The organism is Nocardia pseudobrasiliensis NBRC 108224, assembly GCF_001613105.1.
In the GTDB taxonomy this organism is placed as follows: domain Bacteria; phylum Actinomycetota; class Actinomycetes; order Mycobacteriales; family Mycobacteriaceae; genus Nocardia; species Nocardia pseudobrasiliensis.
Genome location: NZ_BDBS01000035.1, coordinates 1 through 12960 on the forward strand (window position 1 = coordinate 1; position 12960 = coordinate 12960).

Here is a 12960-nt window from a genome sequence, read left to right on the forward strand (position 1 = left end):
GGTCGAACCCGACGCAGCGCCCGGGGAGGAGCCCAGCGGCGCGGAGCCGTGCGCGGACGCACCGTGCGGATGCGCGCCTACGGCACCGTGCGGATGCGCGCCGACGGCACCGTGCGGATGCGCGCCTACGGCATGTCCGTGCGGACCGTGTGATCCGGCGGCCATCGGACCGCCGACGGCATTCGGCGTCGCCGGATGTCCGAGCCCCGCAACGAGATCCGGAACACCCTGCGAACCGTCGCCGGTCGGAATGTGATGGATGCCCGAGCCGAGCCAGTTGGAGTAGTCGTCGAGCTGATGGCCCACGTCGCCCACCGCGAAGTCGATCTTCGCCTCGCTGGTGAACCACACGCCGTCGAGCCCGATATGCGCGTCGATCTTCATCTCGGTGCCCAGGAACATGCCCGGATGACCGCCGCCCGCACCGTCGAACGGGGAGTGGTCCTGCACACCGGATTCGGGCAGACCCACACCGCCGGGACCCAATCCGTTCATTCCGGGTAGGTTCAGGCCGTTGGTTCCGGGTAGGCCCAGACCGTGATTGAGCGGCAGCGCCGCCGGATGCGCGTCCAGGCCCGGCAGATCGAAACCGCCCGGACCGTGCGCGGGATGCGTGGGCAGACTGGGCAATTCGAATCCGGACGTGCCGTGCTCCGCGCCCGGAATGCCGAACGGGGCGTCCGAACCGGTCGAATTGTCCAGCGAGGGAAGGCCCATGGCGGGCGAGTGATCGCCGTGGCCGCCGTTCCCGGTGGCCGGGATCTCCAGGTTCGGGGCTCCCTCGGCCATGGTGCCATTGAGTTCGGGCAGACCGAACGGGCCGGCCGCGGGTTCCGGATGCGCCGGGGTCAGCGGGGCCGAGACGGGTGCGGGGACATGCTTGCCCAGCACCGGCGGCGGCGCCGAACCGGGCTCCGGATCCGGATAGGACACCACCGGACTCGGCGCGTCCGGCTGCGGATCGGCACTGGCCCAGCCGGTGATGCGGCTGCTGTGCGATTCGTTGGCGGGCGCGGGGCTGCCGTTGGCCGCGATCAACGCGCCACCGGTCACATACGCGCCCGCCCGGGCCACCCGCGCGACGCCCGTCGCGATGTGATACGCGGTATCCCCCGCATGATCGCCCGCGCCCGAATCGTCCTCGTCGAAGGGCAGGTCACGCGACATACAAGCTCCGCTCTCAGGTGCTCGGCATGAACCGAACGGGTCTTACGGAAGAGATCAGCTAACACAATATGTTCCGGAAAACCCGCCTGTCACATCATCCAGGTAAGGAGTTGTCCGGGACACTCCACGTTGTACAACCCTTACAGCACGCGAAACGTTACGGAAGACCCAAGATCGGCGGGCATACCGAACCGGTCACCTGCGCAGATTGCCTACTTACGTTCCTTACCCTTGTCCGCCGATGATTCGGTCGACAGCGCGGCGACGAAGGCCTCCTGCGGCACATCGACCCGGCCGATCGTCTTCATCCGCTTCTTGCCTTCCTTCTGCTTCTCCAGCAGCTTGCGCTTACGGCTGATGTCACCGCCGTAGCACTTGGCGAGCACGTCCTTGCGGATGGCGCGAATGTTCTCGCGCGCGATCACCTTCGAGCCGATGGCCGCCTGGATCGGCACCTCGAACTGCTGGCGTGGAATGAGCTCGCGCAGCTTCTCGGTCATCCGGCGGCCGTAGGCCTGCGCGGCATCGCGGTGCACGATCGCGGAGAACGCGTCGACGGCCTCACCCTGCAGCAGGATGTCGACCTTGACCAGATTGGCCTCCTGCTCACCGGCCTCCTCGTAGTCGAGGCTGGCGTAGCCGCGGGTGCGCGACTTCAGCGAGTCGAAGAAGTCGAAGATGATCTCCGCCATCGGCAGCGTGTAGCGCATCTCCACGCGCGTCTCCGACAGATAGTCCATGCCGCCGAGCTCACCGCGACGCGACTGACACAGCTCCATGATCGAGCCGATGTACTCGCTGGGCGAGATGATGGTGCACTTGACGATCGGCTCGTAGATCTCGCGCAGCTTGCCTTCCGGCCAGTACGACGGGTTGGTGACGACGTGTTCGGCGCCGTCCTCCATGACCACCCGGTAGACCACGTTGGGCGCGGTGGAGATCAGATCCAGATCGAATTCGCGCTGCAGCCGCTCGCGGGTGATCTCCATGTGCAGCAGGCCGAGGAAGCCGCAGCGGAATCCGAAGCCGAGCGCCACCGAGGTTTCGGGTACATAGGTCAGCGCAGCGTCATTGAGCTGCAGCTTGTCCAGTGCGTCGCGCAGATCCGGATAGTCCGAGCCGTCGACCGGATACAGGCCCGAATAGACCATGGGCCGGGGCTCGCGATAGCCGGTCAGCGGTTCGGTGGCGCCGTTGCGGGCGGCGGTGACCGTGTCACCGACCTTCGACTGGCGCACATCCTTCACACCGGTGATGAGATAGCCCACCTCGCCGACGCCCAGGCCCTGGGTGGGTTTGGGCTCCGGGGAGACGATGCCGATCTCGAGCAGTTCATGGGTCGCGCCCGTGGACATCATCTTGATCTTCTCGCGCGGGGTCAGCTTGCCGTCGACCACACGCACGTAGGTGACCACGCCGCGGTAGGTGTCGTAGACCGAGTCGAAGATCATGGCCCGGGCGGGCGCGTCGGCCTCGCCCTGCGGTGCGGGCACCTGCTCGATCACGGCGTTGAGCAGTTCGGCCACGCCGACACCGGTCTTACCCGATACGCGCAGCACGTCCTCGGGCTCACAACCCACGATGTGGGCGAGTTCGGCCGCGTAGCGATCCGGATCCGCGGCGGGCAGGTCGATCTTGTTCAGCACCGGAATGATCGTCAGATCTTTGTCCAGCGCCAGATAGAGATTGGCCAGCGTCTGCGCTTCGATCCCCTGCGCGGCATCGACCAGCAGGATCGCGCCCTCACAGGCCTCCAACGCCCGCGAAACCTCATAGGTGAAGTCGACGTGGCCCGGGGTATCGATCAGATGCAGCACGTAGTCGGTGCCGTCCACGCTCCACGGCAGCCGCACGTTCTGGGCCTTGATGGTGATACCGCGCTCCCGCTCGATATCCATCCGGTCCAGATACTGCGCGCGCATCTGCCGCTCCTCGACCACCCCGGTGAGTTGCAGCATCCGATCGGCCAGGGTCGACTTGCCGTGGTCGATATGCGCGATGATGCAGAAGTTCCGGATCCGGGACGGATCGGTGAACGTCGTATCCGCGAAGCTGGGCACTCCACTCCCTCACAGGTGCTCGATGGACTGCCGTCCATCGTCCCATGAACTTCGGCCCCCTCTCTCCACCGGCCCAACCCCACCGATCCGTGTGATACCCCCCACACCCGAACCCCGATCTCTTCTCAATGGCCTCGGGCGGTCCGGTCACGGGTCGGGTGGGGTGAATACATCCCCTTACGCCGTTATGCTCCGAATCATGGCCGGCACGTGGAGCTCTCTGGGCAAGCAGTTGGGGGCCATCGCCAAGGAGCAGGGGCCCAGAATCGTTCGAGGGCAGGCGCCCAAGCTGGTGGAGCGCGCGCTGGGGCGGCGGCGAGCGGCGGTTTCGGTGCGCCCGGCGGCCTCGGTTCCGGTGCCGACCCGCCACCGGGCCCGCCAAGTCGTGTACTGCCCGCATCTGGACGGTCGCGCCGATCCCGGCGAAATCGTCTGGACCTGGGTGCCTTTCGAAGAGGATCCGACCAATGGCAAGGATCGCCCCGTCCTCGTGGTCGGCCGCGATCGCAAAACCCTGCTGGGCCTGATGCTCTCGTCCAACCCGATTCGCTCCCACGATCCGCACTGGATCGGAATCGGCTCGGGCCCTTGGGATCATGAGGGTCGCGCCAGCTGGGTCCGCCTGGACCGAGTTCTCGACGTCCCCGAGGCCGGAATCCGCCGCGAGGGCGCCATCCTCCCCCGCAAAACCTTCGACCTGATCGCCCACCGCCTGTGCGCCGAATACCAGTGGCACTGACCACCACTCGACCGCGGCAGCCCCTCGCCGCGCGACAACCCCACTGACGACAACGGCCGCTGCACTCGGCATCACCGGACAACTACCGTCGGCCACCGCCGCACTCGACAAGCTCGGACGGGCCGAGCGCGGTTTGGCGGTGGCCTCGGGTAGCGGCCCGTGGGCCGAAGGGGTTCGCTACCTCGCCCTCGGTCGTGAGGCGACGAGCGGGTGAACTACACTCGACATCATGTGCTCGACCGGGGCGATTTCTTCCCTGGCCGGGGTGGCTGGTAGTCTCGACCGTCGGCGCGGCGCTACTCCTCGAGTAGTGCGCCCACAGACTTCCAAGGCATGAACATCAACTGACGACAGGAATCAGAGGAACACGCGTGGCCAACATCAAGTCCCAGATGAAGCGGATCCGCACCAACGAGGCGGCGCGTCAGCGCAACCAGTCGGTGAAGTCCGAGCTGCGCACCGCGATCAAGAAGGCCCGCGAGGCCGTCGCGTCGGCCGACGCGGAGAAGGCCACCACCCTGGTGCGCAGCGCGAGCCGCAAGCTGGACAAGGCCGTCTCCAAGGGCGTCATCCACGCCAACCAGGCCGCCAACAAGAAGTCGGCGCTGGCCAAGGCTCTCAAGGGCTGATTTTCTTTCGCGGTAGCGATACCGCGTCGTATGTCGAATGCCGCCGTGGCTGAGGATGACCACGGCGGCTTTTGTCGTATGCGCGGTCAGTGCACGTGGTCGAGCACCGCATCGGCGACCCGCGCGACGGGGACGGTGGTGACCACCTCGAGCGTCGCGACCTCGCGCAGCAGCGGTTCCACGGATTCCAGATATTCGAGCGTTTCGGCGAGTTCGGCGGAATCCTTGCCGTAGGAATTGGTGGTCCGCGTGGCCAGCCGCCGCATCAGTACATCGGCCGGGGCGCTGAGCAGGACGATGTGATCGAACCGGTCGTAGAACAAAACCTGATTGCTGGTCGTCCCCTGCACGAACAGCACTTCCTCGCCGGTCTCCTCGCTCAGCAGCGCCCGGATGCGGTCCTCCCGCCACACCCACTCACCGTCGACATCCTCGTGATAGTCCCCGTAATCGGTGTCCACACAGCGATATCCGCGCCCGGCGAGCTCCGCCAACAGCGCCGACTTCCCCGTCCCGGACATCCCGGTCACGAGCACGCGCTTCACGACTGCTGGGCGGCGTGCAGATCGAGGATGCGGGACAGGGCGTTCTCCAACGCGTAATTCGTATCCGCCGCACCGCCTTTGACATCGGCATTGAGCGCCGCGACGACCTGCAGCGCACTGCCGATCGTGGCCGCGGTCCAGCCGCGCGCCTGCGATTGCGCCTTCTTCACCTTCCACGGCGGCATGCCGAGCTGAGAGGCGAGTTTGAACGGATCACCGCGCCCGGCCGAACCCACCCGGGCGATGGTGTGAACCGAATCGGCCAGGGCGTCGGCGAGCAGCACCGCCGGCACGCCACGATCGGTGGCCCAGCGCAACGCCTCCATAGCGGCCGGACGATCGCCGGCCACGGCCAGTTCGGCCACATCGAATCCGCTGACCTCGGCCTTACCCGAGTAGTAGCGCCGCACGGCCGCGACATCGACCTTGCCGCCGGTATCGGCCGCCAACTGTGAACAGGCCGCCGCCAATTCCCGCAGATCCGAACCGATGGCCTCGATCATCGTCTGCACGACCTCGCCGCCCACCCGCAGCCCGGCCGCCCGGAATTCGTTGCGCACGAATTCGATTCGCTCACCGGCCTTGGCGATCTTGGCGCAGTCGTGTACCACCGCACCGGCCTTCTGCAGTGTCGGAGCCAGCGCCTTGGCGCGTCCGCCACCGGAATGCAGGATGACCAGGACCACGCCCTCGGGCGGATCGGTGGCCGCGTCGGTGATGACCGCGACCGCGTCCTTACCGGCCTCCGCGGCCGATTCCAAAACGATCACCCGATCCTCGGCGAACAGGGACGGGCTGAGCAGTTCGGCCAGTTCGGCGGTGCTCGCGTCGCCCGCGCGCATCCGGTCGACCGGCAGCGCGTCCGGATCCGGTGCGCCGGATCGAGCCTGGGCGACGATCGAGGCGACCGCGCGCTCGACGAGCAACTCCTCCTCGCCGAGTACGAGGTGTACGGGTGCGGGACGTTCGGTCACGGCGTCGATCCTACGGGGCGGCACCGACAACTCCGGCTCCGGGAAGGTCGACTGATCGAAACGACCACATCGTTGTTACGCATTCCGGACATGATGTTATCTCAGCATTACCGCCGGATAGCCCGATACCGCGGCCACGCCCCCGGCTTTCGGGTCTTCCGAAATCTACTGTAGCGCATACGCAACCGATTTCGGTCAGCTCCGAGAATCGCGGTGTCGGCGGAATAGAGCGAACATTCCCAAACGACAGTTATCCTTCGGCTACCCAAAGCTTTTCACCACCGGAAATGATGGGTTCGCCGCCGAGATTCCTCTGATAGAACCGATTCCGGTGGAGGACACATTCCACCAGCTCTGTCGAGTTTCTTTGGAAGAGGATGGATTCGAATGAAAAAGCTGGGTACGTTCGTGCTCGCGGCCGCCGCTGCCGGCGGCGTCCTGATGGCGGGCGCGGGCCTGGCCTCCGCGAATGTCGCGCTCACGCCGGACAGCGGCGTCGAGGCGCAGCAGATCGTGGCCCCCGGTGAGCCCGACCCGAACGGGACCGGCTCGTCCCAGGCGATCGCCGCCCTGACCAAGCTGCTGTCCTCGGGCAGCGGTAAGGGCGCGCCCGCGAACTGACGCGATCACCACGGCCGGTCCCCGCACATCGCGCGGACCGGTCCGCGGTTCGCGAGCCGGAATCGCTTTCGCCACCGGCGAACTCACCCCCACCGACGGCAATCGGTTGTCAGCATGGGCCATGCGCATCCTCGTTCTCGGTGGCACCTCGTTTCTGTCCCGCTGGATTGCCCACGAGGCGGTGACACGCGGCCACGAGGTGATCTGCGCGGCTCGCGGGCGGTCCGGTTCGGTGCCGGTCGGCGCCCGGCTCGTGGTCGTGGATCGGGATCGACCGGACGCGCTCGCGGCGTTGGCGCAGGAGCGATTCGATGCCGTGATCGATGTGGCCAGAGCCGCGCTGGGTCAGGTTCTCGCGGCATTGGACGCGTTGGCGGATCGAGCGCCGCATTGGATATTCGTATCGAGCGTGAGCGCTTACGCCGATACCGCGACCGTGGGTCAGACCGTCGACGCGCCGCTGCGAGAAGCCATCCGGCAAATGGAGTCCGATACCTCCGGGGAACGCTACGGCGGAATCAAGGTGGCCTGTGAGACATCCGTTCGCGAGCGACTCGACAACCGCGCCCTCATCGTTCGACCCGGACTCATCGGCGGCCCCTGGGACCGCACGGATCGGTTCGGATATTGGCCCGCCCGATTCGCTCGCGGCGGCCGCGCAATCATCCCCGACGCAACCAGGCAACCCATTCAGCACATCGATGTCCGCGACCTCGCCGCGTGGATCGTCTCGGCGGCCGAAACGCGCCTGACGGGAACCCAGGACGCGGTCGGGCCGATCACCGAACTCGGCGCGCTGCTGCGCGAAATCGCGGATGTCGCCGGGGCGAGCGACCTCGAATTGGTACCGGTCGACCCGAAGGACCTGGCCGAGGCACAGGTGTCCCCGTGGTCGGGCCCCCGATCGCTGCCGCTGTGGCTGCCCGCGGACCACGACGGGCTGGTCACTCATGATCCCGCCCCGGCCTTCGCCGCCGGGCTGAAGATTCGCGCCCTGGCCGAGACCGTGCACGCGACGCTGGAGGACGAATGCGCACGCGGCCTGCACCGATCGCGCGGCGCCGGTCTGTCCGCCGACGACGAGCGAGATCTGCTGCGCCGATTCGGACTTTGACCGGTACGGGTTCGACCTGAGCGGTTGGTATCCGCAAACACGCACGCTCCGTTCACTTCTGAGCCGATCGCTGCCACCACTTCGATGAAATGCCCTATCGCACCTCCGATTCGGCATGTCGCCCGCTGACACGCACTCGTCCGAGCGAACCGCGTACGCGGCGCGCATGCGGCGGCTACCCTCTGGGTCTCGGCGATCGTTGCCCTGGGCCGCAAGTACTTTCAAGACTTTGGGGGTATCGTGCGTTATCGGTCTCTGCTCACCTGCCTCATTGCCTCACTACTCCTGCTGATCGGTTCGCCGCTCACCGCGCAGGCACAGCCGGAGTCGGGCCTGTCGTCGTGTCGTCCGGGAACGCCGGACATCGCGCCGCCGACAACCACCTTCTACGACCCGAATCGGCAATATCTGGGCCCCGAACCCCTCCCGCGGAAGCCACCGGTCGGACCGCTGCTGTTCGGATATCAGCGCTTCGGATGGCTGTCGGCGGACGAGTTCGTCGCCGAGTACCGCAACGAATCCGGCTGGATCTATCCCCCCGCCGACGGTTTCGTGGTCCTCGCGGGTAAGCCGCTGCGGCATCAGGAGCAGCTGTGGCCCGGTCAGCGGATCGACCGATTCGGTTATCCCGGTGGGCGATACCTTGCTCCGCAGGGCGACCGTTTCGCGGCCCGGGCGCTGCCGCCGCAGAACCTGAACACACCCGAGGGAACACCACAGAGCAACTATCACCTCTACTGTGTAGTCAAGCGCTTCACCGTCGACGCCGGCCCGATCGCACCCTGGTTCGAACAACCGGGTGCGGGAACGCAATTCGTACTCATGCCCGCGTACCTGCCCGACGCCGGATCGGCGCTGAGCGTCACCTGGCTGCTGCAGAACGGATACCTCGTCGAAGAAAGGCCGTGAATGGATCGCCGGCAACTCACCACCGCACTGCTAGAGGCCGGCCTCCCACCGGAATCGTTCCAGATCACCGGCATCCACTCCCACGAGCCGGTCCCGACCGACTTCTGGTTCCTCCGGCCCGCGCCCTCCGGCTGGGACGTGGGCATGTTCGAACGCGGTACCTACGAGGTCCGCGAGCACTTCCCCACCGAGCCCGAGGCAACCGCATGGCTGTACCAGACGATGACGGGTGAACCGGCGCCGTAACGGCAGCCGCGCGATGCGGTGGCGCGAGTGCGCGATCGGAGGTGGGATGTCGGTATGCGCGCACGTGAGCTTGGTTTGCCGTTGACGGGAACGACCGGACCGGACAATGCGATCACCGACGTCCCGGGGGTGGAGGTCGGGTACACCACATTGGTCGGCGGCGACTCGGTGCGGACCGGGGTGACCGCGATTCTGCCGCGACCTCGAGCGGAGATCCCGCTGCCGTGCACGGCCGGGTGGTACTCGCTCAACGGCAATGGCGAGATGACCGGCACCACGTGGATCACCGAGACCGGCGCACTGCGTCTGCCGGTGATGATCACGAATACCCACGCGGTCGGTCCGGTGCACCGCGGGGTGATCGACTGGACGCTGCGGACCCATCCGGCGGTGGGCGCCGAATGGATGCTGCCCGTGGTCGCCGAGACCTACGACGGCTATCTCAACGACATCAACGGGCCCTGGGTTCAATCCGAACACGCGGTCGCCGCGATCGATGCGGCCGCGCCGGGGCCGGTGGCCGAGGGTTCGGTGGGCGGCGGCACCGGGATGATCTGCTACGAGTTCAAGGGCGGCAGCGGTACCTCCTCGCGTCTGGTGAGCTATGGCGAAACCACCTATACCGTCGGCGTTTTCGTACAGGCCAATTTCGGGGGACGCGAGGAGCTGACGGTATGCGGCGTCCCGGTCGGTCGGCAGCTGCCCAAGGGCGATCCGAATTCCGAGCGGCGCGCCGACATTCCGCCGGGTGCGGGGTCGGTGATCGTGATCGTCGCCACCGACGCCCCGCTGCTGCCCGGCCAGTGCACCGCCTTGGCCCGCCGCGTCCCACTGGGGCTGGCCCGGACCGGGACCGCGGGTTCGATCTTCTCCGGCGATATCTTTCTGGCGTTTTCCACGGCCAACAAGGGCTCGCTCGCGGCGGGGTTCCCGAAGGGTGAGCCGGGCTATGACCACTTGCGATTCATTCCGTGGAATCGCATCGATCCGTTCCACAGCGCGGTCGTGGAGGCCACCGAGGAGGCCGTCCTCAACGCGCTCGTCGCCGGGCGCACGATGGTCGGCCGCGACGGGCGGCGCATCTCCGGGATTCCGGTGGACCGGCTCGTCGAGATGATCACCCGCGCCGGGTGATCGCGGGATCGCTCGTCGAACCATTGCGAGCCTATGAATCGATCGATCGATTGCCTCGAACACGTTGCGAATCAGCATTTTTCACCTCCGCAGGCATGGCTTTCCGACGGGCGAGCCGGTCGATGCCGATGATCAGGGCGACGAATGCGGTCGCCAGTGCGGCTCCGGCGTTTCCGCTGGGCACGACCAGGGAAACATCCAGTGCCGCACCATGTTCGGCGACTGTGAGCATCCAGTTCAGCGGCGGACCGGTCAATCGCAGTAGCAGAACCGCCGCGGGCATCCATACGCACGACACGACGGCGGCGACCGCGCCCAGGATGGTGATCGGGGCGACGACCGGTTCCACCAGGACGTTGGCGAGGATCGCCAGCGGGCTGAGGTGGCCGGACAGGCCGACGATCACCGGAGCGGTCAGGGTGAAGGCCGCCAGGGCGACCGAAAGCGCTTCGGCGACAACGCGCGGACAGCCGCGTTCCCGCAGTCGCCGCGACCAGTCCGGAGCCAGCAGGACGAGTCCGGCCGTGGCCAGGACCGACAGGGCGAAGCCCGCATCGAGCGCCAGACGTGGTGAGTAGGCCAGCAGTGCGATGGTCGCGGTGCACAGCGCGGGCATCGCCTGTTTGCGGCGGCCGGTGATCAGTGCGCAGATCGCGACGGCCCCCATTGCCGCCGCCCGCAGCACACTGGGTGACGGCCGCGCGACGATCACGAACGCCAGTAGGGCGAGGGCGGCCAGCGCCGCCCCGACGCGCAGATCGATCGTGCACGCCCGGGTCGAAACCAGCACCGCGGCAAGCACTATCGACACGTTGGTGCCCGAGACGGCAAGGAGGTGCGCCAAATCGGTCTCCACGAAATTCTCGCGCACCCGCTCGGGCAGGCCGGACACATCGCCGTCGACCATGCCCGGCAGCAGCCCCGCCGCATCCGGCGGCAACGCGCGACTCGCCGCCTCGGCCAGATGAGCCCGCACCGACCCCGCCGCGCGCTGCCACCACGACACCTCCCCGAGGGCGATCGGCGCGCCCTGCGCCCGCAATACGGCAACGGTCAAATCCCGCCGCCAGGGCCGATCCACTCGCCCCCGAAACCGAATCTCCTGCCCGGGCAACACCCCCGCCCACCCCTGCTCCGGCACCAATACGAGCACCGCCCCACCCGCCCGCACCACACTCTCTCCCTGCCGAAACTCCCGCAACTCACCGCCCACCATCCACCTTTTGCCCCCGAACGCCTTACTACGCATCGGCTTCGGATCATCGGAAGCCACCACCACAAACGTTCCCCCGCTCCCCTCCCCCACCATCCGCAATGGATGTCCCTCCACCCGATACCCCTGCCATGCCGCAGCCACCGCAAACCCGGCCCCAGCCAAAGCCGCCGCAGCCAAAACCGACGCCACCGCCCGCGAAGACCCGCACCTTCGCAACCCCGGCCGCGCCAGCCCGCGCCCCGCCGCCGATCCCACCCGAGCGCGACCCGCCCGCACAGATCCGGGCCCTACCACTCCGCGGCCCGAACCAGCCTGCGAAAAGCCCGTCCGCACACGCTCCGGCCCAACCACACCGCGGTCCGTTTCCACCAGTCTCACGCGCGAGTTGTCCCATCGTCTGGATCGAAACAACGTGCAGCCCAATGCGATACCCACTATGAGGAGCAGGACGCCGAGGCTGAGGCCGACCTGCCATCCGCCGGAGATCGCGGCAATCGTTGCCGCCCAGGACACGATCGCGGCGGGGAGTAGGCGCAGATCCAGTGGTTGGGGCTGTGTTGGCGGTTCAGCTGTGGCCCTTTGCTTTTCGAGTACGGGGGGCTGTTGTTCGGAGGAAGCATTCGAGCGACTGTTACGGCTGGTGGGCCGCACCGCACTTGTTGTGGCCGACCTCTCATGGCCGTGGAGCTGCCATGGTTCCCTGCGAGTTGCTTCTCGCTCCCCGAACGGCCCGCGCCTCACAGCGTCACCAGGGGGCGTAGGCGGGCGGCTCGGGTCGGGCCGATGCCGGGGATTTCCGAGAGTTGGTCGAGGGTGGTGAAGTGGCCGTGGTCGGCGCGCCAGGTGAGGATGGCTCGGGCCATGGTGGGGCCGATGCCGGGGAGGGTGTCGAGGTCGGATTCTGTTGCGGTGTTGAGGTTTATCTTGGGTTGGGGTGTGGGGGACGTGCGGGTGGCGGGGGTGAGTTGGCCCGCGGGGATGATTGCGCTGCCGAGTTGGGGTGGGCCGGGAGTGGGGGTGTGGGCGCCGACTATTACCTGGTCGCCGTCGGTCAGGCGTTGGGCGAGGTTGAGGGTTGCGAGGTCGGCTCCCTCACGGGCGACGGCCAGCGATACCGCGTCGGCCACTCGAGAACCCGGGGGAAGGTGTAGCAGGCCCGGACGTTCGACCAGTCCGACGATGCTCACCACGAGGTCGGCGGGTGGTGCGGGCGGAATCGGTTCGGCCGTTGTGGCGCTCGGTGATAGGGCGGTGGTTTCGACGCTTCGCGCGGCAGACAGAGGTGGAACCGCGTGGACGGCAGGACGTTCGCGCTGCGCCGCCGCGGCGGCGAACACCACCGCCGCGACCCCGACCGCGAGCAGTACCAGCACCCCGCGTCGACCCGGGTCCCAGCGAGTTCCGCGAAAGCGCTCAGGCACAAGCCGCTCGTGCCATACCGAGACGCCCCCGGCAGGTTCGCTCAACCATTGGGGCGTCGGTGGTCCCTCGCCATCGTGTCCGCCGAATCCCCCACGGTCCCAACGTCCACCGGGGACTGCCCGCCCCTCATCGAAGCGTTCCTCGAATCCCCCACGGTCCCCACGCCCGCGACGGACCGCCCCCG

Annotated in this window: 12 protein-coding genes and 1 pseudogene; 7 read left to right on the forward strand and 6 right to left on the reverse strand. The window is 67.4% G+C overall.

Annotation, left to right across the window (positions count from 1 at the left end):
• Both NP4_RS26315 and lepA read right to left on the reverse strand, forming a co-directional pair.
• Positions 1-1167, reverse strand: a pseudogene (locus NP4_RS26315) (hypothetical protein); the annotation flags it as partial.
• 212 nt (positions 1168-1379) lie between these two features.
• Entirely contained in the window at positions 1380-3227 is a 1848-nt protein-coding gene (lepA, locus tag NP4_RS26320) for a translation elongation factor 4 (RefSeq protein ID WP_068003220.1), read from the reverse strand.
• A gap of 199 nt (positions 3228-3426) precedes the next feature.
• Between lepA and NP4_RS26325 the strand changes: the two genes are divergently transcribed.
• Both NP4_RS26325 and rpsT read left to right on the forward strand, forming a co-directional pair.
• A complete protein-coding gene (locus NP4_RS26325; RefSeq protein WP_068003249.1) occupies positions 3427-3966 on the forward strand; it encodes a type II toxin-antitoxin system PemK/MazF family toxin in 540 nt (179 codons plus the stop codon).
• A gap of 371 nt (positions 3967-4337) precedes the next feature.
• Positions 4338-4595 carry a 30S ribosomal protein S20 gene (rpsT, locus tag NP4_RS26330; RefSeq protein WP_068003223.1) on the forward strand — a complete coding sequence of 86 codons (258 nt, stop codon included), beginning with the start codon at positions 4338-4340 and terminating at the stop codon, positions 4593-4595.
• An 86-nt stretch (positions 4596-4681) separates the two neighbouring features.
• Here rpsT and NP4_RS26335 read toward each other — a convergent pair whose 3' ends face one another.
• Both NP4_RS26335 and holA read right to left on the reverse strand, forming a co-directional pair.
• Entirely contained in the window at positions 4682-5131 is a 450-nt protein-coding gene (locus NP4_RS26335) for an ATP-binding protein (RefSeq protein WP_373863871.1), read from the reverse strand.
• Between the two features lie 5 nt (positions 5132-5136).
• Complete coding sequence (holA, locus tag NP4_RS26340; protein ID WP_082876243.1) at positions 5137-6114, reverse strand: DNA polymerase III subunit delta; 978 nt, start codon at positions 6112-6114, stop codon at positions 5137-5139.
• Positions 6115-6501: 387 nt separating this feature from the next.
• On the opposite strand from holA, the gene NP4_RS26345 reads away from it, so the two are divergent.
• The 5 genes from NP4_RS26345 to NP4_RS26365 all read left to right on the forward strand — a co-directional run bounded on the left by NP4_RS26345 (position 6502) and on the right by NP4_RS26365 (position 10138).
• Positions 6502-6735, forward strand: a complete 234-nt coding sequence (locus NP4_RS26345; RefSeq protein ID WP_068003229.1) for a hypothetical protein — start codon at positions 6502-6504, stop codon at positions 6733-6735.
• A gap of 121 nt (positions 6736-6856) precedes the next feature.
• On the forward strand, positions 6857-7849 hold the full coding sequence (locus tag NP4_RS26350) for an NAD-dependent epimerase/dehydratase family protein (protein WP_068003233.1): 993 nt from the start codon (positions 6857-6859) through the stop codon (positions 7847-7849).
• Between the two features lie 240 nt (positions 7850-8089).
• Positions 8090-8758 carry a TNT domain-containing protein gene (locus NP4_RS26355; RefSeq protein WP_169813813.1) on the forward strand — a complete coding sequence of 223 codons (669 nt, stop codon included), beginning with the start codon at positions 8090-8092 and terminating at the stop codon, positions 8756-8758.
• Entirely contained in the window at positions 8759-9004 is a 246-nt protein-coding gene (locus NP4_RS26360) for a hypothetical protein (protein WP_068003238.1), read from the forward strand.
• A 54-nt stretch (positions 9005-9058) separates the two neighbouring features.
• Positions 9059-10138 (forward strand): DmpA family aminopeptidase, encoded by a 1080-nt coding sequence (locus NP4_RS26365; RefSeq protein ID WP_068003240.1) that lies wholly within the window; start codon positions 9059-9061, stop codon positions 10136-10138.
• A gap of 31 nt (positions 10139-10169) precedes the next feature.
• Here the strand turns inward: NP4_RS26365 and NP4_RS26370 are convergent, their stop codons facing one another.
• The gene (locus tag NP4_RS26370; RefSeq protein ID WP_245998344.1) at positions 10170-11387 is read right to left on the reverse strand and encodes a ComEC/Rec2 family competence protein; all 1218 of its coding nucleotides are present in this window, start codon (positions 11385-11387) and stop codon (positions 10170-10172) included.
• 704 nt (positions 11388-12091) lie between these two features.
• Complete coding sequence (locus tag NP4_RS26375; protein ID WP_218023990.1) at positions 12092-12775, reverse strand: helix-hairpin-helix domain-containing protein; 684 nt, start codon at positions 12773-12775, stop codon at positions 12092-12094.
• Between the last annotated feature and the right edge of the window lie 185 nt (positions 12776-12960).